Source organism: Bacillus sp. 5B6 (genome assembly GCF_000259405.1).
GTDB classification, from domain to species: domain Bacteria; phylum Bacillota; class Bacilli; order Bacillales; family Bacillaceae; genus Bacillus; species Bacillus velezensis.
This window is the reverse complement of the sequence record NZ_AJST01000001.1, coordinates 3,765,477-3,788,196: the sequence shown is the minus strand read 5'-3', so window position 1 is coordinate 3,788,196 and position 22,720 is coordinate 3,765,477. Positions and strand designations below refer to the sequence as shown.

The 22,720-nt window shown below is 44.5% G+C and carries 28 protein-coding genes; 1 reads left to right on the top strand and 27 read right to left on the bottom strand.

The window, feature by feature from the left end; translation table 11 throughout:
* Nucleotides 1-56 precede the first annotated feature (56 nt).
* The 17 genes from MY7_RS18220 to metG form a co-directional block, all read right to left on the bottom strand.
* On the bottom strand, nucleotides 57-287 hold the full coding sequence (locus tag MY7_RS18220) for an anti-sigma-F factor Fin family protein (protein ID WP_004264650.1): 231 nt from the start codon (nucleotides 285-287) through the stop codon (nucleotides 57-59).
* 61 nt (nucleotides 288-348) lie between these two features.
* The gene (pth, locus tag MY7_RS18215; RefSeq protein ID WP_004264652.1) at nucleotides 349-915 is read right to left on the bottom strand and encodes an aminoacyl-tRNA hydrolase; all 567 of its coding nucleotides are present in this window, start codon (nucleotides 913-915) and stop codon (nucleotides 349-351) included.
* An 84-nt stretch (nucleotides 916-999) separates the two neighbouring features.
* Entirely contained in the window at nucleotides 1,000-1,608 is a 609-nt protein-coding gene (locus MY7_RS18210) for a 50S ribosomal protein L25/general stress protein Ctc (RefSeq protein ID WP_029326252.1), read from the bottom strand.
* An 84-nt stretch (nucleotides 1,609-1,692) separates the two neighbouring features.
* The gene (locus tag MY7_RS18205) at nucleotides 1,693-2,646 is read right to left on the bottom strand and encodes a ribose-phosphate diphosphokinase (protein ID WP_004264656.1); all 954 of its coding nucleotides are present in this window, start codon (nucleotides 2,644-2,646) and stop codon (nucleotides 1,693-1,695) included.
* A 21-nt stretch (nucleotides 2,647-2,667) separates the two neighbouring features.
* A complete protein-coding gene (glmU, locus tag MY7_RS18200; protein WP_004264658.1) occupies nucleotides 2,668-4,038 on the bottom strand; it encodes a bifunctional UDP-N-acetylglucosamine diphosphorylase/glucosamine-1-phosphate N-acetyltransferase GlmU in 1,371 nt (456 codons plus the stop codon).
* A gap of 191 nt (nucleotides 4,039-4,229) precedes the next feature.
* Nucleotides 4,230-4,523, bottom strand: a complete 294-nt coding sequence (gene spoVG / locus MY7_RS18195; protein ID WP_004264660.1) for a septation regulator SpoVG — start codon at nucleotides 4,521-4,523, stop codon at nucleotides 4,230-4,232.
* A gap of 195 nt (nucleotides 4,524-4,718) precedes the next feature.
* Nucleotides 4,719-5,099: a 2-iminobutanoate/2-iminopropanoate deaminase gene (gene ridA / locus MY7_RS18190; protein ID WP_004264663.1), complete on the bottom strand. Its 381-nt coding sequence runs from the start codon at nucleotides 5,097-5,099 to the stop codon at nucleotides 4,719-4,721.
* Nucleotides 5,096-5,953, bottom strand: coding sequence for a pur operon repressor (gene purR / locus MY7_RS18185; protein ID WP_004264666.1), 858 nt, complete (start codon nucleotides 5,951-5,953; stop codon nucleotides 5,096-5,098). The genes ridA and purR overlap by 4 nt, the downstream gene beginning before the upstream one ends.
* 55 nt (nucleotides 5,954-6,008) lie before the next feature.
* Nucleotides 6,009-6,878: a 4-(cytidine 5'-diphospho)-2-C-methyl-D-erythritol kinase gene (gene ispE, locus MY7_RS18180; protein WP_007409927.1), complete on the bottom strand. Its 870-nt coding sequence runs from the start codon at nucleotides 6,876-6,878 to the stop codon at nucleotides 6,009-6,011.
* Nucleotides 6,879-7,021: 143 nt separating this feature from the next.
* Nucleotides 7,022-7,210, bottom strand: a complete 189-nt coding sequence (locus MY7_RS18175) for a small, acid-soluble spore protein, alpha/beta type (RefSeq protein ID WP_011996172.1) — start codon at nucleotides 7,208-7,210, stop codon at nucleotides 7,022-7,024.
* Nucleotides 7,211-7,372: 162 nt separating this feature from the next.
* A complete protein-coding gene (gene veg / locus MY7_RS18170) occupies nucleotides 7,373-7,633 on the bottom strand; it encodes a biofilm formation stimulator Veg (protein ID WP_007615173.1) in 261 nt (86 codons plus the stop codon).
* 211 nt (nucleotides 7,634-7,844) lie between these two features.
* Nucleotides 7,845-8,720, bottom strand: a complete 876-nt coding sequence (yabG, locus tag MY7_RS18165) for a sporulation peptidase YabG (RefSeq protein WP_025284083.1) — start codon at nucleotides 8,718-8,720, stop codon at nucleotides 7,845-7,847.
* A gap of 172 nt (nucleotides 8,721-8,892) precedes the next feature.
* Nucleotides 8,893-9,774, bottom strand: a complete 882-nt coding sequence (rsmA, locus tag MY7_RS18160) for a 16S rRNA (adenine(1518)-N(6)/adenine(1519)-N(6))-dimethyltransferase RsmA (RefSeq protein WP_007615171.1) — start codon at nucleotides 9,772-9,774, stop codon at nucleotides 8,893-8,895.
* Nucleotides 9,764-10,327, bottom strand: coding sequence for a ribonuclease M5 (rnmV, locus tag MY7_RS18155; protein WP_004264696.1), 564 nt, complete (start codon nucleotides 10,325-10,327; stop codon nucleotides 9,764-9,766). Before rnmV ends, rsmA begins: the two co-directional genes overlap by 11 nt.
* Before the next feature lie 135 nt (nucleotides 10,328-10,462).
* Nucleotides 10,463-11,788, bottom strand: a complete 1,326-nt coding sequence (locus tag MY7_RS18150) for a G5 and 3D domain-containing protein (RefSeq protein WP_139325691.1) — start codon at nucleotides 11,786-11,788, stop codon at nucleotides 10,463-10,465.
* Nucleotides 11,789-11,922: 134 nt separating this feature from the next.
* Nucleotides 11,923-12,690 (bottom strand): TatD family hydrolase, encoded by a 768-nt coding sequence (locus MY7_RS18145; RefSeq protein WP_029326250.1) that lies wholly within the window; start codon nucleotides 12,688-12,690, stop codon nucleotides 11,923-11,925.
* 76 nt (nucleotides 12,691-12,766) lie between these two features.
* Entirely contained in the window at nucleotides 12,767-14,758 is a 1,992-nt protein-coding gene (gene metG, locus MY7_RS18140) for a methionine--tRNA ligase (RefSeq protein WP_029326249.1), read from the bottom strand.
* 483 nt (nucleotides 14,759-15,241) lie between these two features.
* On the opposite strand from metG, the gene abrB reads away from it, so the two are divergent.
* Nucleotides 15,242-15,532 (top strand): transition state genes transcriptional regulator AbrB, encoded by a 291-nt coding sequence (abrB, locus tag MY7_RS18135; protein WP_169510469.1) that lies wholly within the window; start codon nucleotides 15,242-15,244, stop codon nucleotides 15,530-15,532.
* Between the two features lie 49 nt (nucleotides 15,533-15,581).
* Here abrB and rsmI read toward each other — a convergent pair whose 3' ends face one another.
* From rsmI to MY7_RS18085, 10 genes are all read right to left on the bottom strand, one after another.
* The gene (gene rsmI, locus MY7_RS18130) at nucleotides 15,582-16,463 is read right to left on the bottom strand and encodes a 16S rRNA (cytidine(1402)-2'-O)-methyltransferase (RefSeq protein WP_007615166.1); all 882 of its coding nucleotides are present in this window, start codon (nucleotides 16,461-16,463) and stop codon (nucleotides 15,582-15,584) included.
* Entirely contained in the window at nucleotides 16,438-16,737 is a 300-nt protein-coding gene (locus tag MY7_RS18125; RefSeq protein WP_007615158.1) for a GIY-YIG nuclease family protein, read from the bottom strand. Before MY7_RS18125 ends, rsmI begins: the two co-directional genes overlap by 26 nt.
* The gene (locus MY7_RS18120) at nucleotides 16,724-17,467 is read right to left on the bottom strand and encodes a tRNA1(Val) (adenine(37)-N6)-methyltransferase (protein ID WP_004264717.1); all 744 of its coding nucleotides are present in this window, start codon (nucleotides 17,465-17,467) and stop codon (nucleotides 16,724-16,726) included. The genes MY7_RS18125 and MY7_RS18120 overlap by 14 nt, the downstream gene beginning before the upstream one ends.
* A gap of 60 nt (nucleotides 17,468-17,527) precedes the next feature.
* The gene (yabA, locus tag MY7_RS18115; protein WP_004264720.1) at nucleotides 17,528-17,887 is read right to left on the bottom strand and encodes a replication initiation-control protein YabA; all 360 of its coding nucleotides are present in this window, start codon (nucleotides 17,885-17,887) and stop codon (nucleotides 17,528-17,530) included.
* Between the two features lie 14 nt (nucleotides 17,888-17,901).
* The gene (gene ricT, locus MY7_RS18110) at nucleotides 17,902-18,729 is read right to left on the bottom strand and encodes a competence/sporulation regulator complex protein RicT (protein ID WP_004264723.1); all 828 of its coding nucleotides are present in this window, start codon (nucleotides 18,727-18,729) and stop codon (nucleotides 17,902-17,904) included.
* Nucleotides 18,730-18,731: 2 nt separating this feature from the next.
* Nucleotides 18,732-19,721 carry a DNA polymerase III subunit delta' gene (holB, locus tag MY7_RS18105; protein WP_007615157.1) on the bottom strand — a complete coding sequence of 330 codons (990 nt, stop codon included), beginning with the start codon at nucleotides 19,719-19,721 and terminating at the stop codon, nucleotides 18,732-18,734.
* Nucleotides 19,722-19,732: 11 nt separating this feature from the next.
* The gene (locus MY7_RS18100) at nucleotides 19,733-20,173 is read right to left on the bottom strand and encodes a YaaR family protein (RefSeq protein ID WP_004264730.1); all 441 of its coding nucleotides are present in this window, start codon (nucleotides 20,171-20,173) and stop codon (nucleotides 19,733-19,735) included.
* A 12-nt stretch (nucleotides 20,174-20,185) separates the two neighbouring features.
* Nucleotides 20,186-20,515 (bottom strand): cyclic di-AMP receptor DarA, encoded by a 330-nt coding sequence (darA, locus tag MY7_RS18095; RefSeq protein ID WP_004264734.1) that lies wholly within the window; start codon nucleotides 20,513-20,515, stop codon nucleotides 20,186-20,188.
* Nucleotides 20,516-20,585: 70 nt separating this feature from the next.
* Complete coding sequence (gene tmk / locus MY7_RS18090) at nucleotides 20,586-21,224, bottom strand: dTMP kinase (protein WP_007615155.1); 639 nt, start codon at nucleotides 21,222-21,224, stop codon at nucleotides 20,586-20,588.
* Nucleotides 21,221-22,654 (bottom strand): aminotransferase class I/II-fold pyridoxal phosphate-dependent enzyme, encoded by a 1,434-nt coding sequence (locus MY7_RS18085; RefSeq protein WP_007615153.1) that lies wholly within the window; start codon nucleotides 22,652-22,654, stop codon nucleotides 21,221-21,223. The genes tmk and MY7_RS18085 overlap by 4 nt, the downstream gene beginning before the upstream one ends.
* Nucleotides 22,655-22,720: the final 66 nt, after the last annotated feature.

Sequence of the window (22,720 nt, the reverse complement as noted above, 5' to 3'; positions counted from 1 at the left end):
TCTATTTTCTGCAAGAACAGAAAAACGCTTTGGTCTAGAATCTACACCAAAGCTTCTTATTGAATAAATGTATTGTGTTCATGGTAGTGCGGATTGCGCTCCAGCGCCTCTTGGCAGTCTTCACAAATTGTAAGAACATGGACATCTCCATTGTCTTTATATGAAATCATATCGTTTCTTTCCTCATTTGTTAAGTGCTGAAATCCAAGTGACTGTGTCGGCACCGTCGAATATTCCAGGCTCCCTACCTTAAAGCCGCAGTGGCGGCAGAAATAATGCAAAGCCATACGTTGGACCTCCTGATGTAAAAAAATCATTTTTCCCTAGTATGGTCTCCCATTATTTATCTTATACATTTGCATTAAATTCGTTCATGACTTCTAAAAATGGTTTCGTTAAGGAAGCTTCGCAGGCTTTTACGGTTTTTGAGACGGCATCATTGATATGCGGCGCTTCTTCCTTCGTAAAAGCTCCCAGTACATAGTCAACGACTTTCATTCCGTTGACGGGGCGGCCGATTCCGATTCTGACCCGGTCAAATTCAGGGGTTCCGAGGTGCTGTATAAGCGATTTAATTCCGTTATGCCCGCCTGCGCTCCCCTTCGTCCGGAGCCTGATTTTCCCCGTCGGAAGATCAAGGTCGTCGTATATGACTTTCAGATCTTCATGATCGGCATCATAATAATCCAGTAGCGGCCGCAAACATTCCCCTGATAAATTCATATATGTAAGCGGTTTAACAAGTAGAACTTTTTTTCCGGAAACAAACCCCATTCCGTAAAGTCCGTTGAATTTCGTTTTATTCAGTTCAATATTCCATTCTTTAGAAAGCTCGTCAATGGCCATAAAGCCGACATTATGTCTCGTGTTCTCGTAGGTTTTCCCGGGGTTACCGAGACCGGCAATCACAAGCATCGTAAATCCTCCCTCAACATCGCTGTAATTCTTCTCATTCTAGCACAAAAGACGTAACCTCGGGCGGGTTACGTCTTAAAGCGCTTATTGATTTTCTCCTTCGGGCTCTTCCCCAGGAGACGGTTCTGCATCTTCTTCGAAAGCTTCCTGCTTAGGAGGAAGGATGGAAGCCACGACTTCTTCCGGATCGTTTGTAAATGTATAATTGCCGTCAGCAGTCAGATCTGCGATGGTCAGCACATCATTCATCTCAAGTCCTGAAATATCAACATTGATTGTCTGAGGGATGTCCTTCGGCTTAGCCTTGATCGAAAGCTCATGCAGCGGCTGCTGGATGACGCCTCCGTCTTTGACTCCCTTCGCCTCTCCCGTCAGCTGAATCGGCACCTCGGCCTCCAGCTCCTCACTCATATTCACGACTTGAAAATCGGCGTGCGTCAATTCGTTTTTGAGCGGGTCTGTCTGAAGATCCGTCACCATAACCGATTGCTGATTTCCGTTGACATCAATTGTGATAATCGTGTTTTTTCCTTCGTCCCGCAATGTTTTAAGCAATTCGACACTGTCTAAAGAGACAGGCGTATTCGTTGTTTCTTTACCGTATATAATCCCTGGAACATGTCCTGAATGACGGATTTTCCGAAGCGTCGAACGTTTAAAATCTGTTCTTTCATTTGCTTTTAAAGTTGCCATATTCAGCACCATCCTAATTATCGTTTTATCGTCCTATTAGAACAATACCCACAATAACTGGGATTTAAACCTTAAAGTTTCGGTTTAGCTGAATAAATAGCTGACAGATTGTTTCTCGTGAACGCGGATAATCGCTTCAGCCAGAAGCGGTCCGACAGAAAGCTGCTTAAAGCGGTCGATTTTTTTCTCATCAGGAAGCTTAATGCTGTTCGTTACGACAAGCTCCTTGATTTTAGAGTTATTGATCCGCTCAACGGCAGGGCCTGACAGTACAGGGTGCGTACAGCATGCATACACTTCTGCAGCTCCGTTTTCAACCAGCGCGTTAGCGGCAAGTGTGATTGTGCCGGCCGTATCAATAATATCATCGATCAGAATCGCTGTTTTACCTTCCACGTTACCGACGATGTTCATCACTTCTACCTCATTCGGTCTAGGACGGCGTTTGTCGATAATCGCGATCGGCGCTTTCAGACGGTCCGCAAGTTTGCGGGCGCGCGTCACACCGCCGTGGTCAGGAGAAACAATGACGATATCTTTCAAGTCTTTACCTTCAAAGTAATGGCCTAAAATCGGAACACCCATTAAGTGGTCAATCGGAATATCAAAGAAACCTTGAATTTGCGGCGCGTGTAAATCAAGCGCGATCACGCGTGTCGCACCCGCTGTTTCAAGCAGGTTTGCAAAAAGTTTTGCCGTAATCGGTTCACGTGATCTTGCTTTTCTGTCCTGGCGCGCATAACCGTAGTACGGAATGACAATGTTGATTGTTTTCGCGGAAGCGCGCTTTAAAGCGTCAACCATAATCAGCAATTCCATAATGTGCTCATTAACCGGCGCACTTGTAGACTGAATGATATAGCAATCACAGCCGCGAATACTTTCTTCTATGTTGATCTGGACCTCTCCGTCACTGAATCTTGTAACAGAGCACTTTCCTAATTGAACCCCTACATTATCCGCGATTTCTTTTGCAAGTTCTGGATTTGAATTCAAAGAAAAAATCTTTAAATTCTTATCTCCGTATTCGTTAGACATGGTAAACCTCCGATTTTAGGATTATTTTTTATGAATATTTTTCACATAATCTTCTTTATTTACTTGTCTTGCTCTGGCAATGGCAAGCGCTTCGCCCGGCACATCTTCAGTTACGGTTGAACCCGCAGCGACGTACGCGCCTTCTCCTACTGTAACAGGAGCGACCAGATTGGAGTTGCAGCCAATAAAGGCGCCGTCTTCAATTTTGGTTAAATACTTTTTCTTCCCATCATAATTGACCGTGATGGAGCCGCAGCCCAGATTCACATCCGTGCCCACTTCGGCATCACCGATATAGCTTAAATGAGATGCTTTGCTCCGGTCGCCGAATTGTGTTTTCTTGATTTCAACAAAGTTTCCGATCTTCACTTCATTGCCGATTGCGGAATCGGGTCTGATGTGAGCAAAAGGACCGATATTTACATCATTCCCAACTTTGCTGCGATTGACAACGGATTGTTTAATCACAGTGCGGCTGCCGATTGAGCTGTCCTCTATCTCAGTGTGAGGGCCGATGACACATTCATCGCCGATTTCAGCTTGTCCCTTTAACACAGTTCCGGGATAAATAACTGTATCTTGTCCGATACGTGCGTCAGGTGAGATGTACGTATTCATCGGATCGATTAAAGTGACTCCGTTCTGCATATGCCGTTTGTTAATACGCTCTTTCATATACATTTCAGCCTGAGAAAGAGCGACTCTATCATTCACTCCGAGCGTCTCTTGGAAGTTACCAGTCTGGTAAGCGGCAACAGTTTCGCCTTCGTCTTTGAGGATTTCGATCACATCCGGCAGATAATACTCGCCTTGGGCATTTTCATTCGAAACCTGTTCGATGACACGAAAAAGAGCCTCGTTATCAAAACAGTACGTTCCCGTGTTAATTTCTTTCACAAGACGTTCTTGTTCCGAAGCATCCTTGTGCTCCACGATTTTTTGAACGGCGCCGTCTTCACTGCGGATGATTCTTCCGTATCCGGCGGGATCGTCGGCAACGGCCGTTAACACCGTGGCTTTTGCACCTTTGTCTGTATGTTCATTCAGCATGGCTTCCATCGTCTCCGCCGTCAGAAGCGGTGTATCGCCGCAAATAACGATCGTGACACCCTTTTCTCCGTGAAGAAATGGTTTTGCCTGTTTGACCGCATGAGCCGTACCGAGCTGTTCTGCTTGGAGAGCGTAATCGCTTTTCTGTCCGAGCTGCTTCTTCACATCTTCGGCGCCGTGTCCTACGATGGTGACAAGCTTCGCTAAAGATAATTTCAGAGCTTCGTCTGCGACGTGCTCTACCATAGGCTTTCCGCATACCGGATGAAGGACCTTGTAAAGCTTCGATTTCATTCTCGTTCCTTTTCCGGCAGCTAAAATCACTGCAAACCGCTTATCCATTTAATGGCCTCCAATATCCCTTTTATCCATAGAAAAATATATCCTAAATAGCTGTTGATTTCAAGAAGACATCAAAAAGTGCAAGAATTTTCTATGTAATCGCTTTATTACTGAAAAATCAGATTTAAAAAAGGACTGCCGGAAAAGGCCTTGTGTCAGCCTTTATCAGCAGTCCTTACATTTTGTTATGTTTAAGAAGCCCCGGCTTCTTCATATTCTAATGCTTCAGAATCACCCAAACGATGATACTCATTTAAAACAGCATCCTGGATCTTGCCCCGCGTGCTGGAATTAATAGGATGAGCAATATCGCGGAATTCTCCATCAGGGGTGCGTTTACTCGGCATCGCAACGAAAAGACCATTGTTTCCATCAATCACACGAATATCATGTACAACAAATTCGTGATCCAGCGTGATGGATGCAATCGCTCTCATGCGACCATCGGTATTCACGCGGCGTAATCTTACGTCAGTAACTTCCACAGTAGTTCACCACCTTTTCCCTATATAAAAGCATTAGTCTAACAATTCCACGATTCTTTTTAAATTCCTGCACGTTTCAAAAAGTTTTTTTGAAAATATAGGATATACATACACAATTAGGTGATAAACCATATTTGGGGATCATATACTGCATAAAAAAAGTGATCCCGGAGACCGGAACCACTTTTCTGAGATTTAAGATTTCACCAGCGCAATGACTTCAATTTCCACGAGAGCGTCTTTCGGCAGTCTCGCCACTTCCACACAAGACCTTGCCGGCTTATGTACATCAAAGTATTGTCCGTACACTTCATTCACTTCCGCAAACTGCTCCATATCAGCAATAAACACCGTTGCTTTGACAACCGTCTCGAGAGAAGCGCCCGCTTCTTTCAGCACAGCTTTTAAATTGCTGAACACCTGATGCGTTTGTTCTGTGATATCACCGTTTACCATTTCTCCTTCAGCAGTAAGAGGAATCTGGCCTGAGCTGTAAAACATGTTGTTTACGATGATTCCCTGTGAATATGGCCCGATCGCTGCCGGCGCGTGTTTTGTATGGATTGCTTTTGTCATTTTTCTGTCTCCCCATTCTTTAAATGCTGTTCTTTAAAAAATCGCAGAAAATTGCCGTTTTGAATCTCAATCGTTTTGTCTTTCATATTGATGGTTGAAAGCGTGAGCAGTGACATGTATTCATCGACAAGCCGTTCATTCACTCCCTCGGCTTCAACCAAGACACCTATTCCCGCGACGTTTGCATTAAACTCATCAAGCAAACTGATCATGCCGTTAATGGTGCCGCCGGCTTTCATAAAGTCGTCAATAATCAAAACGTTCGAACCCGTAGCCAAACTTCTTTTCGCAAGCGACATCGTTTGAATGCGGTTAGATGACCCTGATACATAATTGATGCTCACCGTGGAGCCTTCCGTCACTTTATTGTCCTTTCGCACGATGACAACCGGAACGTTCAGATAACTGGCCGCTGCGTAAGCAAGAGGGATTCCTTTTGTCGCAACGGTCATCACCACATCAATCTCCCGCTCCGCAAAAACGGAAGCAAAAAGCCTGCCTACATGAGAGAGGACAGAGGGTTTTCCTAAGATATCCGTTAAATATACATAACCGCCCGGAAGGATACGCTCAGGATTTACTAAGGACTGTCCCAGCTCCTGTATAAACGCTTCTGCTTCAGCCTGTTTCACTTTCGGAATGTATTTGACGCCTCCGGCAGCTCCCGGCACTGTAAGCAGCGTCCCAATGCCTTGCTGTTCAAAGGTCTGTTTAATAATCGTTAAATCTTCACTGATTGATGACTTTGCTGATTGATACCGTTCTGAGAAAAACGTTAACGGTATTAATTCATGCGGATGGGTTAACAAATAATTTGTTAAGTCCACCAATCTGCCGCTGCGACGAAACTTCATGAACTTACCCCCAAAATCCGAATAATTTAAAAATAATATAACTTAATATACGGATTTAATCAAGAGCATTCTGTTCGCCGATCATCCGCACCGCGTACACTTGATCACAGAAACCTCTTAACCCGTTATAAATCCGCTGCACCTTCGATTCGTATTGAACCAAACCGAATACAGTCGGTCCGCTTCCGCTCATTAACACCGCATCAGCGCCGAAGCGTTTCATTTGATTTTTAATCATCGCCACCTCGGGATGGAGGCTGAGCGTAACCGACTCCAATACGTTTCCTAATTGTCCGCATACCTTTTGGAAGCTTTTTTCTTCAATCGCGTCAATCATCGCCTGCACATCAGGATGCCGAACCTGCTGTAAGTTCAGCCGGCGGTACACTTCGGCAGTCGATACCCCGATCGTCGGTTTGGCGAGCACGACCCAGCAATGAGGCGGAGCACTGATGTGCCTGATCTTCTCACCGCGTCCGGTTGCCAGGGCAGTGCCTCCGTATACACAGAAGGACACGTCTGAACCGATTTCAGCTCCAAGCTCCGCGAGCTCTTCGACAGAAAGCTTTAAATCCCAAAGCCTGTTCAGCCCTCTGAGCGTGGCTGCCGCATCGCTGCTTCCGCCGGCAAGCCCTGCCGCAACAGGGATCACTTTTGTAATCATAATGGAAACGCCTTTTTTGACTTGAAACCGTTCTTTAAGCAGTTTGGCTGCCTGATAAGCCAGATTCCTTTGATCATCCGGAACAAAGCGGTTATGCGACGCCACTCTGATAACGTTTTCGGGCAGTTCTGTCAGTTCAATCCGATCTGCCAAATCAATTGTCGTCATGATCATCTCCACTTCGTGATAACCATCCGGGCGTTTACTCGTCACATCGAGGGACAGATTGATTTTGGCCGGCGCTTTTTCTAAAATACGCATAGCTTTCACCTACTTCTCCATCTAAACATAAGTATGAACATTGTATCACATTTGGAGACCCGGAGGTACTTATCCGAAATTGACGCCGGTTTTGACAGCCGATAGAAAAAACCGGGGAACGGATTGTCCCCCGGGCCACTGCATTATCGGTTATTTTGGTTCTGAGCCGCCATCTGCTGTTCGGCAATCTCAATCGCGCGCTTTACCATATTCCCGGCGTCACGCGCCCGAATGCCTCCCCAGCCCTCGTTTTTCACCGTATCGTAAAAACCAAGGTCCTTCGCCAGCTCATATTTGAACTCATCTGACATAACTCCACGACGTCTGCCCAAACGAAACAACCCCTTTTATAGAATTGATCACCATTCGTGCACGCCACGATAAAACATGTGACACCTATAGCTTCCGTTTAATCGGCTGAAACTTTCGAGGGAATAATTAGAAGAGCTTTGGAAGGCAAAACAAAAAGCAGTAAACAAAAGGTTCACTGCCCATTAAAATGCTACTGAGCTTGCCGTATCGTCATTGAATGTCAATTCAACAGTCTCAGTCAGAATATCAGCATAACTGTATGAAACTCTTTCAAACGAATTCTCGTCTTGATCTAGTTGTATCACAAAAACAGAAGGGTACGTCTCAGCTAAAATGCCCGAACGCTCAATCGTTTTTCGGCGGCCGCCGTTTGCTTTTAACGTAAGCCGTTTACCTAAATTCCCATCAAGCGATCTTTTTATATCGGACAACGTCTTCGCCATTGCATCCACCTCACTACATTTATTGTACAACAAGAGCCCAATTTTGTCAAATAAAATTTAAATTATATCAACGTTAATAAGTCATTGTCAACAAAATTATTTTGACAAAATTCTATTGATTTCTGCGTTATTTTTCACAAGTTCCGGAAATTTATGTATCAATATGTAAAATAATTAACCCGCATAGCGAAATATATGCGGGTTTTATCACTCATCCATTTGATTTATACGGCATACCGACACGCAGCACACCCTTCGTTTCAATTCCTCCCAGCCCTTTCTCTCTCGTCAGCGTATTTCTCAGGACATCCCATACATTGATCCGCTCCATAAACGGGGTGAAGCTGATTTTCGCGACAATATATACCGGGTCAAGCGCATGGATATTGACGCGTGACGGCGAACTTGCAAAATTCGCGCCTGCTCTGATTAAAGACTCGAAATGAGATTGACAGGCCCCCGCGAATATAACCAGCTGATCCAAATGAGGGACTTTACGCCTCGCTTTTTGAACGGTTTCGACAAAGTGTTTGGAATGCCTGTAGGCGCTTAAATCGTTCACGCCTCCCTTATGCTTGGAATATGCATCATGGCCGGTGATGACTAAAATATCCGGCCTGTATTTATCAAGCAGCTCGTCAATTGATGCCGGCATTTTTTTCTCATGGCAATGAATTCCGTATACCGGCACACCGATTTTTTCATAAAAGTTCAGGCACTTTTTCAAATAGGCCTCATCGCCGTCCAGATGCAATACCTTTCCGGGCATATGAAAGTAGTGCTCCTGATGCTGATATTGATTTGTCGCATAATATTCCTGTTTTTCCCGAAGCAGCTTATAATCCTGGCGGAGCAGCTCGAGAGATTCATTCATCCTGCTTTCATCTCTTTTCTTTCTCATGGCCTGTTCGTCTTTTCTGACAGGCTCCAAATCAGAAAAATCAGCATCCGCAATCAATCTGACTTCGTCACCATGCAGGATGGCAATTGAATTTCCGTTGCTTGTTTGCTCTATACCGATAATGCGAAATAAAACATCCATTTGATAGGATTTCCTGGCTACCATATCTCCTATTTGAAATTGCACGTTACCCACTCCACAAATAGACTAAGCCTCATCATGAAAGAAGTCTTGGCAAATACACCTCTTTCCGCTGCGGCGCTTGATGTTTCAAGCTTTTCTTGCAGTTGAATGAATAAGGTTCTCCTCTAGCCTATGTAGCGGCAGTCCAAGTGGTGACGCAAAACAAAAAGCCCTCTTAGAAAAGGGCTTTATGCAATCCGTTGGACAGGAGCGCGAATTCTTCTATGGACAGGGATTCACCGCGCCGCTTTCCGTCAATATTCGTTTCTTGAAGAACTTCTTCAATTTGAGCTTTTTTCTCTTTTCCGCCCGGAAGATTGTTCACAAGGTTGTTCAGCAAGGTTTTCCGGCGCTGTGCGAAGCTTGCTTTAATCAGCTGGAAGAAAAACGATTCATTATCGACGTCAACCGCCGGGCCGTCACGAAGCAAGAGACGGATGACGGCTGAATCAACATTAGGCTGAGGCACAAACACCGTTTTCGGGACGGTCATGACGGTTTTGGCCTCCGTATAGAACTGAACCGCAATGGAAAGCGATCCGTACTCCTTAGAGGAAGGATCAGCGGCCATCCGCTCAGCGACCTCTTTTTGCAGCATCACGACAATCCCTTTTAACGGTAGATGTTCTTCCAAGAGCTTCATGATGATCGGCGTTGTCACATAATATGGGAGATTCGCCGTCACCATAATTTCATCACAATCCTGAAACTGCTCTTCAATGACGGATTTAACGTCTGCTTTCAGCACATCTTGATGAATGATCGTTACATTGTCATATGGAGACAGCGTATCATTGAGAATGGGCAGCAGGCGCTGATCAATTTCAAACGCGACGACCTTTTTCGCCCGTTTGGCAAGCTGCTCTGTCAGCGCGCCGATTCCGGGCCCGATTTCAATGACCCCGGTCCGATCCGTAATTTCCGCATGGTCCACAATTCTGTCCAATATATTTGTATCAATTAAGAAATTCTGTCCCAGACTCTTTTTAAAAGAGAAACCGTACTTTTTCAGAATTTCCTTCGTTCTGATAGGTGTCGCGATATCTTTATTGTTCATCCTGTTCCTCCTGCCTCATAGCATCGAGCGCATCAATAAAATCACTTCTTTTGATTTGAAACATTTGCAGCCGTTTTTGAAGCTGCTTGCCGTTTGTATAGCCGATCTTCAGCAGGTCGCCCAATCGTTCGCGGCGTCTTTTGGCAGCCGGTCCGCCGATCAGACCGGCCTGTATGACATCTTCAGCTGAAATCTCACTCGGCTTTGCCTCCATCTCTTCATGCACATTTTCCAGACATGCTCTGATGCTTTCAATGGATGCGTGCTCAACGCCAATGCCGCGCTTGTTTTTCGGTTTGGCAAGATGTTTGGGCAGAAATGCGTGTTTACAGCCGGGTACTGCTTCAGAAATGGTTTTCCGGATCTTTTCCCCCGGAAAATCCGGGTCCGTCAGCACGATGACCCCTCTCGTTTCCTGCGCCAGCCGAATCTGCCTGATGACTTCGTCTCCGATTGCGGAACCGTTTGTCTCGATCGTATCCGCATCAACGGCAAGTTTTATGCGCGCAGTGTCATCCCGTCCCTCGACTACAATAATTTCTTTAATTTTCATTACTTCCTCCAAAAAAAACTTTTTATATCCAAAACGAAACCTTTGCTTGCATGTCACGTCTAATATACTGAAAATACACTTTACCTATTATAACGAAAAAAACAGAGGGCGCAAAACCCTCTGAGTGAATCGGAATTAATTTAAGATTTTTATTTTGACCTGTTTCTTTCCCCAGCGGTAAGCTGAAGATTTTTCAGGGAAAAAGACATCAATCCGTCTTCCTTTAATGGCTGAACCTGTATCAGCGGCCACGGCTTCCCCGTATCCGTCTACGTGGACTCTTGTGCCGAGCGGGATGACGCTTGGGTCTACCGCAATGACTTTGGCATTCGGATTGCTTGTCAGGTTAACGCCTGTAGCCGTATGGCCGGAACAGCCGCTGCAGCTTGCGGTATAAGCCGTGGAAGACACGGTAATCACTTTACCGGAAGATCCGGTTTCGCCCGAAGATGCCTTCACAGGTGCACTGAGCTGCTCAATCTTGGGACTGTGCCGCTTTGTGCCGACCGCAATGATCTGATCTTTGCTTTTTTCAGATGTTTCTTCTTTAACTAGCTTTCTTGAAACTTCTTTTCCATTTTCTTTGACAACATGAAAATGCTTTTTAAGTTTGCCTTCTTTTCCTTTTTGAACGATCTTTTCTTTCCCGCTGTCGAGAGACGCATCTTCTTTTTCTTTCACTTGATACGCTATTTTTTCCTCAACTACATCGGTGACTTTTTCGATACGAGTGATTTGTATGCCGGCCTGATTTTTTGTGAGCTTTTCGTGTAATGCCGGTTTTACTTTATCTTCGTCTTTCATGTCCATCTTATGCTGCGTTAAAAAGTCAGCGACCGTAGTCGAAGTCGTCCATATTTTCTTTTTCTTTCCCGCATCATTTACAGTGACCTGAAAAGCCGGGTCGACCGTGACTTTCATGCCGTTTGTCACTTTCGTATCTGCTGCTGGATCTATTTTATCGTGCTGATTCACAGGTGTATGCTGTTCGTTCAGAAATGCGCCGACTGTTTTTGCCGTTGACCATAAAGTCTTTTCTTCTCCGCCTCTTGTCACACGGATCTGCTTTGCAGCATCATACACGACATTCATGTTGTCTGCCAATGCTGTCTGCTTAGACGGGGTAATCCGGTCTTCGTTTCTCGTCTCTATATGTAAATCTTCCAGAAGTTCCCCAACCGTTTTTGCATGAGTGCGTATTTGCTTTTTCTTGCCGTTGATGGAAACAGAAACTGATTGTTTTGAGAGCTCATGTGCCCCGTATGCAGTCCCGGTTCCGCCCAGCAGAATAATAGCTGCAATAAGAATAACCTTGCTTTTACCAAGCTTTACGGAAAACAGTTTTTTCATTTTTTGTGTGATGAAAAACGCCTCCTTCTCCTCGGAGAGATTATATAGAGTATCTAAAATGCTGTCAACCCTCCCATCTCGAAGATGAAAAACCTTCAGCGTATCCCTCATTATGCAAAAACAAAGCAAAAAAAGGAAGAGAGACATATCGACAACCTATCTTATGAGGAGAAGGAAGCTTGTAGAACCGTTTTACATATCCACTGAATCGGACAAGCTTTTACACGTTATGACAGCGCATTCTGTCAGTTCATGCGGAAAAGTCTTTTTGCGTTTTCGGTTGTAATTGAGGCAATTTCCTCATACGTCAGTCCTTTTAATTCGGCGAGCTGTTCAGCAACATATTTTACGTAGCTTGGCTCATTTCGTTTGCCGCGGAAAGGATGCGGTGTCAGGAAAGGGCAGTCCGTTTCAATCAGCAAACGGTCATTCGGAATTTCCTTTGCTACTTCTTTTGGTTTCTTCGCATTTTTGAAGGTAACCGGTCCGCCGAATGAAATATAAAAATTCATATCCATACACTGCCGCGCAACCTCCGCGCTCCCCGTAAAGCAGTGCATAATACCGCCGACTTCTTCCGCCCCCTCTTCTTTCAAAATCGTGACAACATCTTCCGTTGCATCACGATTATGAATGATAATTGGAAGGTTCACTTCTTTGGCGAGAGCGATTTGTTTCCGGAATACTTCTTTCTGAACGTCTTTTGGTGATTTATCCCAGTGGTAATCAAGGCCCATCTCTCCGATTGCCACGACTTTTTCGTGAGAGGACAGTTCCTTAATCCATGATAAATCTTCCTCTGTCATGTCAATTGCGTCTACCGGATGCCAGCCGATCGCAGCGTATATAAAGTCATATTCCTCAATCAGCTCCATCGCACGCGTGATAGTGGGTTTGTCGAATCCGACAACGACGATCCGTTCAACTTCTTCAGCCTTTGCACGCGCAATGACTTCCTCTAAGTCTGTGTCAAATTGCTCGGCATTTAAGTGCGCATGTGTATCAAAAAGCATCATAAAAACTCCTTTCTTGTTGAAAAACAAAAGGTGTTCGACGGAATGTTACACGTGAAACACCTTTTGCATCTATTTATTTAATTCGAGTGCCTTTCGGTAATGACTGGTCGACAGCTACTACTTTGAGAACGCCGTCTGATTCTCCTGCCAGTATCATTCCTTGAGAAAGCTCGCCTCTCAGTTTTACCGGTTTTAGATTCGTTACACAAATGATCTTCATTCCCACAAGCTGATCCGGTGTGTAATGCTTCGCGATACCTGATACAACTTGGCGCAGTTCAAAGCCCAGATCAATTTGCAATTTCAGCAGCCGATCTGCTTTTTTCACCGGCTCTGCGGACAAGACCTCTGCGACGCGAAGTTCTGTATCCATAAATTGATCAAACGTAATTTCAGGAAGACGCTCTGCTTCTTGCGGCTCTTCCGCCTTTTCTTCTTTAGCAGGAGCAGTTCCTTGCATTTTTTGCTTGATGTAAGCTACTTCTTCTTCAGCTTCAAGACGAGGGAAAAGCGGTTCCCCTTTTTTCACTTTCGCGTTCTTCAATTGGCCGAATGTCTGAATGCTTTCCCATGCTTTAAGAGACTGATCCTCAACTCCGAGCTGGGCAAACATTTTTTCAGGCGTTTGTGTCAAGAAAGGCTGGAGCAATACGGCTGAGATACGTAAAGATTCAGCTAAATGATACATGACAGAACGTAATTCTTTTTCTTTTTCCTGGTCTTTAGCAAGCACCCACGGAGCAGTTTCATCAATATATTTGTTCGTACGGCTGATTAATTGCCATAGCGTTGATAAGGCGACTGAAAACTCCATCTTTTCCATTGCCTTTTCATAAGCTTTAACCGTTTCACCGGCTACAGAAGAAAGCTCTGAATCAAAATCAGTCACATTTCCTTCATATGAACCAATCTCGCCGTCAAAATATTTTTGGATCATTGCGACTGTACGATTCAGAAGGTTTCCTAAGTCGTTCGCCAAGTCATAATTAATCCGTTCTACGAAACCTTCCGGCGTAAAGACACCGTCTGAACCGAACGGTACTTCGCGAAGCAGGTAATAGCGAAGTTCATCCAAGCCGTAGCGTTCAATTAACGTTACCGGATCAACGACATTTCCTTTTGATTTCGACATTTTTCCGTCTTTCATCAATAACCAGCCATGCGCGAATACTTGCTTAGGCAGCGGGAGATCAAGCGCCATCAGCATAATCGGCCAGTAAATGGTATGAAAACGGACAATTTCTTTACCGACAAGATGGACGTCAGCCGGCCAGTACTTTTTGTAAAGCTCATCATTTTCCGTATCGTAACCGAGCGCTGTAATATAGTTGAACAGTGCGTCAATCCATACATACACGACATGCTTCGGATTTCCCGGCACTTTTACGCCCCAGTCGAACGTCGTCCTGGAAACGGCCAAATCTTCAAGCCCCGGTTTAATGAAGTTGTTAATCATTTCATTTTTGCGTGATTCAGGCTGGATGAAAGAAGGATTTTCCTCATAAAACTTCAGCAGGCGGTCTGCGTATTTGCTCATGCGGAAGAAGTATGACTCCTCTTTGATTAATTCGACCGGGTGGCCGCTGTCAGGGCTTTTTCCGCCGACAACCTCACCCTTCTCATTTCTTTCCACATCCACCAGCTGTGTTTCCGTATAGAATGTTTCATCAGGGATGCTGTACCAGCCCTCATACTCATCCAGGTAAATGTCACCATTATCAAGAAGTTTTTGAAACACTTTCTCGATAATTTCTTTGTGCCGGCTTTCCGTCGTCCGGATGAAATCATCGTGAGAAATGTCGAGCTGCTTCCATAGTTTTTGGATTTCAGCAACTGCACGATCCACATAAGCTTGAGGCGTGATATTCTCTTCCTCCGCTTTCTGCTGGATTTTCTGTCCGTGCTCATCCGTTCCGGTTAAGTAGCGTACGTCAAATCCTTTTAATCTTTTGTAACGCGCCATCGCATCGCCGGCCACGGTAGTATAAGCATGGCCGATATGTAATTTTCCGCTCGGATAATATATCGGGGTTGTAATATAAAAAGTATTATTGTCTTGCGGCATGTTGCAACCTCCCATTCAGAATGTCGAAAAGCTCACGCCCAAAGGACGAGAGCGGTTTTATTTGATATACAATATTGATATTTGTCCTCTATCTATGATACCATCTTAGCCTTTAAGATCAAGGATATATACGTACTGCGCGTAAAAGAGTAAATAAAATTAAAAATTTTTATTGAAATTAAAAAAAGTCTTAACATGTCGAAATTTGTCGTATATAATCTACTAATATAAAACATCTTGGTTCGAAAGTCTTGATTTAAAAGGATTTTCAGTAGGATAATAGGTTCGAAAAAGCAGTCAAAAAGCCTGTTATTTCAGGATTTCCAAGGCTTTACTTACTATAAGAACTAATTCTTACAATCAATAGTAAACAAAAAGATTGACGATTATTGGAAACCTTGTTATGCTAGGAATGTAAGGAATTTTGTCGAATAATGACGAAGAAAAATATAAACTACAAAATAATTATCTCTCGGGAGGAGACTGTTAATGAAATCTACTGGTATCGTACGTAAAGTTGATGAACTTGGACGCGTAGTTATCCCTATCGAACTTCGCCGTACACTGGGCATCGCAGAAAAAGACGCTCTTGAAATTTATGTTGATGATGAAAAAATCATCCTTAAAAAATATAAACCAAACATGACTTGCCAAGTAACTGGTGAAGTTTCTGATGATAACCTTAAACTTGCCGGCGGCAAATTGGTACTCAGCAAAGAAGGCGCTGAGCAAATCATCTCTGAAATTCAAAACCAGCTTCAAAACCAAAAATAAGCTATTTCATACAAAAACCGTTCTTGTTACGATACAAGAACGGTTTTTTTTATGATTGAATGTGATAAGCGTCATAAATCTCGCGTTTCGGAACGCCCCGATCTAGCGCTGTTTGTTTTATGGCCTGTTTGGAAGATGCTCCTTCGTTTATGTAATGCTCCACATGCTCTTTCTCAGAAAGCTCCGTCCACCAAGGCTTTTCCTCTTCATCTGGTTCAGCGGTTTGATTTCCTTCGACAACGAGACAGAACTCACCGCGGATTTGATCTTCATTTGCCCATTCAATCACCTCGGCGATGGTTCCTCTGATGAATTCCTCATACTTTTTCGTTAATTCTCTCGTGACGGCGATGGTTCGATTACCCAAAACGTCATGCATTGCTGTTAATGTTTCTTTTAATCTGTGCGGCGCTTCGTAAAATATCATCGTTTCCTGCCGTTTTTTCAGGAGTTCGAGTTCTTTCTTCTTTTCTTTTTTCTGTCTGTTTAAAAATCCGTAGAAGAAAAACGGCTGCGGGGTGATGCCTGATGCGGTCAGCGCGGTTAATGCCGCATTTGCACCCGGAAGCGGAACGACATATCCGCCGATTTGGGTGAAATCTCTCACAATCTCAGCCCCCGGGTCGGAAATTGTCGGCATACCGGCATCACTGACCAATGCCACATTCTTTCCGCTTTTCAGCCATTCAATGATTTTATGGCCGCTGCTTTCTTTATTATGTTCATGATAGCTGATGAGAGATGTTTCTATCTCATAAACATGGCACAGCTTTTTCGTCTGTCTCGTATCTTCGGCAGCTATGACATCGGCCGATTTCAGCGTCTCTACTGCACGGAAGGTCATGTCCTCCAAATTGCCGATCGGTGTAGGAACAAGGTACAGAGTTCCCATTTCAGATTTTCCGTTAAAACTCATCTGGCGTCTTAGCATATACAGCCTCCTTGCTGCGTCGTTTTTCTTCTATATATTGCTCTTTTTTCTTTCGGGTCAGCTGTTTAAAACGGTATTCCGCCTGCATCGCTTCCCGTTTTGTTTCAAATGATTCCGCATGGCATAACAAAACCGGCCTCCGCGCTCTTGTGTACTTTGCGCCCTTTCCCTCATTGTGGGTTTTCAGCCGTTTTTGCAGATCATTTGTATAACCGGCATACAGACTGTTGTCATTGCACAGCAGCACATAAAAGAAATGACTATTTGTCTCCATATAAAATCGTGCGGATCTCTTTCGTATATTCATTTTGTTCATTGTATACGAACAGCGGGGGAAGAATTTTGAGATCAGGGCGGCCGCCTTTAATTCCTTCAACCAAAATGGTATTCGCTTCTTTACCTTGTTTCGGATAAATAAACTGAACCCGTTTCGGTTCTATTCGGTACGCTTTCATTAATTCAAAGATTTCCAAAAGCCTCCCCGGCCGATGAACGAGAGCCGCTTTTCCGCCTTGCTTCAGCAGTTTGCTGCTGACGGAAATCACATCTTCAAGCGTGCAAAGGATTTCGTGCCTTGCGATTCTGAGATGCTCGTTCAGGTTCTGCTCCGCCTCTTTCGGTGTTTTAAAATAAGGCGGATTGCAGGTGACAACATCATATTTATTATGTCCGAGTCTTTCCGGCATATTTTTCAGATCATCATGAATGAGACTGATCTGACCGCCCAGCCCGTTGTATTCCACGCTTCGGAGCGCCATATCATACAAGCGTTCCTGAATTTCAACCCCGGTGATATCGGCTTTTGACCTTGTGCTGAGCAAAAGCGGCACAATGCCGTTCCCCGTGCATAAATCAACGATGTTCCCCTTTTGAATCGGAACGTATGCAAACTTAGACAGCAGCACGGCATCTAATGAAAAAGCGAAAACCGTCGGACTCTGTACTATTTTCATATCCTCTGCTAATAAGTAATCCAATCTTTCATCATCACGTAATGAAACCATAATCTTATTCCTTTCGGCACTCTTTGAAAAAGGCTTCCGACATCAGCGGAAGCCTTTTCCTTATTTTTTATTTAAGAAGGACAGACAAAAAAGGCAATCTCCCTTGCGGACGCTCCCATAATGGACGTTGCAAATATGAAAGCCTTCTTGATACAGCCGGGCCAGATTGTCGTACCCTTCTCCTATATCACTCTGCTCTGCCTTCTGTGTTTTTGTTTCTTTCTGATCGGCTTTGAATTTCTCAATTTGCTCTGTCGTGTCATCAAGCCGCTTACGCAAATGCTTATTTTCAAGCTGAAGATGATGATTCTCTTCAATCATTTCGCCGATATGCTGCTTTAAGTCACCCAGCTGACGGTACAGCGAACCGATTTGTTCCTCCAGGTTTATGACAGTATCAAATAACTCTTTTTTATCCAAGGTTCCACACCTCGTTAATCTGTGGTTTGTGCGGATACGACGCCCTCTTCCAAGAGCTCTTCCCAAGTATATTCTATCACTTTTTCACGATTCTTCAGTTCCACCTGAAGCACCCGTTCCAGAATATTAAGACCGACAACCTTTGCGGGGCCGTTTGCCGTCGTAATCATTTCGCCTAAATCCGGCAGCTGTTCTTTTGCCGTCTCATACTCATCATTTTCGTACTTCAAACAGCACATCAAACGGCCGCACAGACCGGAAATCTTCGTTGGGTTCAACGATAAATTTTGATCCTTCGCCATTTTGATGGACACCGGTTCAAAATCACCGAGGAACGTGGAGCAGCAAAGCATTCTCCCGCATGGTCCGATACCGCCGAGCATTTTCGCCTCGTCCCTCACCCCGATTTGGCGCAATTCGATTCTCGTTTTAAAGATAGAAGCCAAGTCTTTGACCAATTCCCTGAAATCAACCCGTCCGTCTGCTGTAAAGTAAAAAATGACTTTATTGCGGTCAAATGTAAACTCAACATCAACCAGCTTCATATCTAAGCCGTGGTCAGCCACTTTTTTCTGACAGACTTCAAAAGCGGACAGGGCCTCCTGTTTGTTTTCTTCTACAATGAGAAGATCGCGTTCATCAGCAACGCGTATGACCTTTCGAAGCGGAAGCACAACATCATGCTCGTCCACTTGTTTATTTGCGATGACAACCTGCCCGTATTCGACACCTCTTACGGTTTCAACAATGACGCAGCTGTCTTGTTCTATATCAAATCCGTTCGGATCAAAATAATAAATTTTTCCCGCTTTTTTAAAGCGGACGCCTATTACGTTGTACAAGCTTATCCCTCCTGCAACGTTAACACCAAGTGCTCCATTAATCCCTGCACATTCACATTGGAATGAAGCCGTTTTTTTGCTTCTAAAACAGCGAGAATTTGGTTCGTAACGCTTTGTTGTGTAAATTGCAGCGCATGCTGTTTTATTGATTGGAATAAGTCTTGATAAATCAGTTTATCTTCATTTCCAATTTGGATGGATAATACATCACGGTATATCAATAAGAGCATATCAAGACCCATTTCTTGATGGGTTTTTTCTTTGAAAAAGGGCACCCACTGATCCTGAATGAAGAAAAAGGCATGTCCTTTCCGCTGATGTAAGACTTCATACAATTTTATCACTTTCGCTCTGGACTCTGCAAACTCATCATTTCGACTTAATTCGACTGCTTCCGCAATATTATTTGTCATATTTGCTAAGAGCCGGGCCATGTGAAGGCTCACTTCCTGTTCAATCAGCCTTTCTTCTATGGCTTTCGGCTGAAGCGGCTGGAACGGAAGAACCTGACATCTCGAAACGATGGTATCCAGTATTCGGTGGAGCTGCTCAGTAATCAGAATTGCGATGGTGTCTTGACTCGGCTCCTCTAAAAATTTCAGCAGACTGTTTGCCGCATTTGTCGTCATTTGATCCGCATGGGATATAATGTACAGCTTTTTATGCGATTCCAGTCCTGTTTTAGAAAACTCTTCCTGAAGCGATTGGATCTGAGCCTTTTTAATGGATAATCCGTCGGGCTGAACCACATGCAGGTCGGGATGGTTTCCGGATTCAATACGCTTACAGTTCCGGCATTTCCCGCAAGGCTCAGTCCCGCCTTCAAGGCAAAAAAAGCTTTTTGCGAGAAGCAGTGCGGCATCCAATTTGCCCGTACCTTTTTTGCCTTCAAACAGATAGGCGTGAGAAAGCCTTTTCTTTTCAATACTGTTATGCAAAAGCCGCATTACTCTGGGCTGCTGCCCGGTCATTTCCTTCCATGATATTGCCATTGTATCACTCTCTATGTGTAAAGGTTAATCAATAAACCTTTTATTTCTCCGATTCGATCCAGCAAATCAATTGCCGGTTTTTCCTGATCTAACATTTCTTCTGTCAGCTGAAGCAGTTTTTCATCTATTTCTTTCACAAGCCCCAGAGTCCGGCTGCTGCCGTACAGGTCAAAGCTTTTCTCCGTCTCATGCGATAATCCGCTGTCTACGGCCTCTTTTACAAAACGTTTTACCAATCCTTTGAATTTCGCTAAGTCTTTGAAGTTTCTCGACTTCGTCAGCCTTTTCCCGAACGTTTCTATATCCGTTAAGAACCTGCTCAGCTGATCAAATTTCAGCTTGCTGCTTTGGCTGTCCATTGAACTTTTAAATGTTCCGGAAAGCTCTGCCGCTTTATAAGCAGGCTGCTGCTTTTTCTCAATAAATGTACGTAAGTCAGAATTTATTTTCACGTCGTCAAATCCTTAAAATTGATGAAATTCATCGACCGGGAGGACAAAGACCGTCGCTCCGCCGACTTCCACTTCGACGGGATATGGAACGTAGGAATCCGCATTCCCGCCCATCGGGGATACCGGGGCAATCATCTGATCACGTTTACAGCCATTCTCTTTAATAAGGCTGAGCGCTTTATCGACACGGATATCTTCCACCCCGATCATAAACGTCGTATTGCCTGATTTAAGGAATCCGCCTGTTGTCGCAAGCTTCGTCACCCGGAAGTTGTGGTCGGTTAATACTTTCAAAAGCCTGTTGCTGTCCTGATCCTGCACCACTGCCACTATTAGTTTCATTCTCTAGGCCCCCTTTAGGTTGGAAAGAACATTGTCGTTACATTCATTATAGCAACTTATGAGAAACAGGTCACAACTGAATTTTTTTCAATGCTTCATTTATCACTTGAAGTGCGTCCTGAATGACGAGTTCCTTCTTTTTCGAAGCGTCGATTGTATGAAATCTTTCCGGAAAACGCTGCATGACCTTTTGGTATCCTTCCCGTACTTTTGTGTGAAAGTGCAGGGCCTCAAGATCGAGACGATTCTTCTCTCTTGAATCATTCGACGTAATCCGTTTCAACCCTTCTTCCGGCTCAATAGAAAAATAGATGGTGACATCAGGCATCGTATCGCCGATTGCAAACTGATTAATAGAAAGGACTTCATCAATGCCGAGCCCTCTCGCATAGCCTTGATAAGCCAGCGAACTGTCGATGAAACGATCGCACAGCACAATGCGGCCTTCTTTCAATGCAGGCTGCACCTTTTCGGCTAAATGCTGTCTTCTCGCCGCAGCGTAAAGCAGCGCCTCCGTTTTTGCATCCATCAGTGTATTGTTTTTATTTAAGATCACTTCTCTGATCTGTTCCGCAATGTCGATGCCGCCCGGTTCTCTTGTCGCTGTCACCGGGAGCCCCTCTGCCGACAGAATCTCTTTCATTTCCTGAAGCACAGTCGTTTTCCCTGCACCTTCAGGACCTTCAAATGTTATAAATAAACCGCTCATGATTTCTCCTCTTCTATATAGACAAGTAATTGTTCCCCGTTTAACAAGCCTTGAATATGCGTGTCCATGCCGATTAAACGGGAAAGCTTTTGTACGATCTCTTCTGTTATCCGTTCTCCGTCCATGATCAGCGGAATTCCCGGCGGATAAGGAATAATGTTCCCCGCATGCAAGCGCCCGGCAGCCTTATTTATATCTGTAAGCTCTTTTTTAAACTTCCGCATCTCATTTTGCGGGTATTCAAGTGTCGATATGGACGGAAATGTCCATCTCACGGCATCCGGCAATTTATCGGGCGGTGTATTCTCCAGTTTCTGCTGTATGTTTCTTACGGCTGCCTGTTCTATCATCCGCCGGCCGCCTATCGGCAGCACGAGCAATACTTGGTACTCATCAGCCAGCTCGGCAACAATGCCTTCACTCTCCAAAATGCGTTGTAATGAATAGCCGGAATGTCCGAGCTTTGACCGAAGAATTAATTTTAACGGGTCCGCCCGCAGTCCATATCCGGAAGGCTCGATTATTTCAATAGAAGAAATTGATGCGAATCTTCGTTTGATTTTCTCAATGTGCTCCATATGAACGGGAAGTGTCCCTTTTTCAGCAATATCCTGCACATAAGCGCGCGCCGTATCTAAAGATGCCATAATCGGGTATGACGGGCTGCTGCTTTGCAAACTGCTTATATAATAAGTTAATCGATCTCTGTCAATTCTGGTGCTGTTCAAATGAAAGTAAGACCCCATTGTCATAGCCGGAAGCGTTTTATGAGCCGATTGAACAACGGCGTCCGCCCCCATAGCCAATGATGAAGGCGGGAAAGGCTGGCCTAACACAAAGTGAGCCCCATGAGCCTCATCCACCAGTACAGGAACGCCGTATGAATGGGCTTTTTTAACTGCCGCAGTCAAATCGGCAGCATGCCCGTAGTAAGTCGGATTGGTCAGAACAAGTCCTTTCGCGTTCGGATATGATGCCAGCGCTTTTTCGATAACTGAAAGGGATACATGTGCCGGCACATGCATGTTTTCATCGATTTCCGGCGACAAATAAACCGGCTTGGCTCCGGCCAATGCCGCCGCATGGAAAACAGACTTGTGACAATTACGCTGGATCAGAATGGGTTCCCCCGGTTCACAAACAGCTAAAATCATCGCCAGATTGCCGGCGGTCGTTCCATTGACGAGAAAGAAACTTTCCTGAGAGCCGCAAAATCTGCTCACCAATTCCTGCGCTTCCTTAATGACCCCCGTCGGGTGATGCAAGTCATCAAGACCCGTGATCTCAGTCATATCAATAGATAAAAGAGATTGATATACAGATTTGGCTTCATCAAAAAAGACATCTCCATTGTGATGTCCCGGAACATGAAAAGAATACGTATTTCGGTGCGCATGCTTCATCAGCGCTGTATATAAAGGTGTGTCCATTTTTAAACAAATCCTTTGCCTGTCTTTCTTATTATATCGTGACTGCGAGCCAACTTAAAGCTAAGA

Bases quoted from the DNA above. Each gene is read 5' to 3' on its own strand.
- MY7_RS18085 (WP_007615153.1), bottom strand. From the start codon at position 22,654: ATGGACACACCTTTATATACAGCGCTGATGAAGCATGCGCACCGAAAT.
- purR (WP_004264666.1), bottom strand. From the start codon at position 5,953: ATGAAGTTTCGTCGCAGCGGCAGATTGGTGGACTTAACAAATTATTTG.
- ridA (WP_004264663.1), bottom strand. From the start codon at position 5,099: ATGACAAAAGCAATCCATACAAAACACGCGCCGGCAGCGATCGGGCCA.
- holB (WP_007615157.1), bottom strand. From the start codon at position 19,721: ATGGCAATATCATGGAAGGAAATGACCGGGCAGCAGCCCAGAGTAATG.
- glmU (WP_004264658.1), bottom strand. From the start codon at position 4,038: ATGGATAAGCGGTTTGCAGTGATTTTAGCTGCCGGAAAAGGAACGAGA.
- rsmI (WP_007615166.1), bottom strand. From the start codon at position 16,463: ATGCTAAGACGCCAGATGAGTTTTAACGGAAAATCTGAAATGGGAACT.
- MY7_RS18220 (WP_004264650.1), bottom strand. From the start codon at position 287: ATGGCTTTGCATTATTTCTGCCGCCACTGCGGCTTTAAGGTAGGGAGC.
- MY7_RS18120 (WP_004264717.1), bottom strand. From the start codon at position 17,467: ATGGTTTCATTACGTGATGATGAAAGATTGGATTACTTATTAGCAGAG.
- MY7_RS18125 (WP_007615158.1), bottom strand. From the start codon at position 16,737: ATGGAGACAAATAGTCATTTCTTTTATGTGCTGCTGTGCAATGACAAC.
- pth (WP_004264652.1), bottom strand. From the start codon at position 915: ATGCTTGTGATTGCCGGTCTCGGTAACCCCGGGAAAACCTACGAGAAC.
- rsmA (WP_007615171.1), bottom strand. From the start codon at position 9,774: ATGAACAATAAAGATATCGCGACACCTATCAGAACGAAGGAAATTCTG.
- MY7_RS18205 (WP_004264656.1), bottom strand. From the start codon at position 2,646: ATGTCTAACGAATACGGAGATAAGAATTTAAAGATTTTTTCTTTGAAT.
- MY7_RS18150 (WP_139325691.1), bottom strand. From the start codon at position 11,788: ATGAGGGATACGCTGAAGGTTTTTCATCTTCGAGATGGGAGGGTTGAC.
- metG (WP_029326249.1), bottom strand. From the start codon at position 14,758: ATGCCGCAAGACAATAATACTTTTTATATTACAACCCCGATATATTAT.
- veg (WP_007615173.1), bottom strand. From the start codon at position 7,633: ATGGCGAAGACGTTGTCCGATATAAAAAGATCGCTTGATGGGAATTTA.
- rnmV (WP_004264696.1), bottom strand. From the start codon at position 10,327: ATGAAAATTAAAGAAATTATTGTAGTCGAGGGACGGGATGACACTGCG.
- darA (WP_004264734.1), bottom strand. From the start codon at position 20,515: ATGAAACTAATAGTGGCAGTGGTGCAGGATCAGGACAGCAACAGGCTT.
- MY7_RS18210 (WP_029326252.1), bottom strand. From the start codon at position 1,608: ATGGCAACTTTAAAAGCAAATGAAAGAACAGATTTTAAACGTTCGACG.
- MY7_RS18145 (WP_029326250.1), bottom strand. From the start codon at position 12,690: ATGCTTTTTGATACACATGCGCACTTAAATGCCGAGCAATTTGACACA.
- tmk (WP_007615155.1), bottom strand. From the start codon at position 21,224: ATGAGCGGTTTATTTATAACATTTGAAGGTCCTGAAGGTGCAGGGAAA.
- ispE (WP_007409927.1), bottom strand. From the start codon at position 6,878: ATGCGTATTTTAGAAAAAGCGCCGGCCAAAATCAATCTGTCCCTCGAT.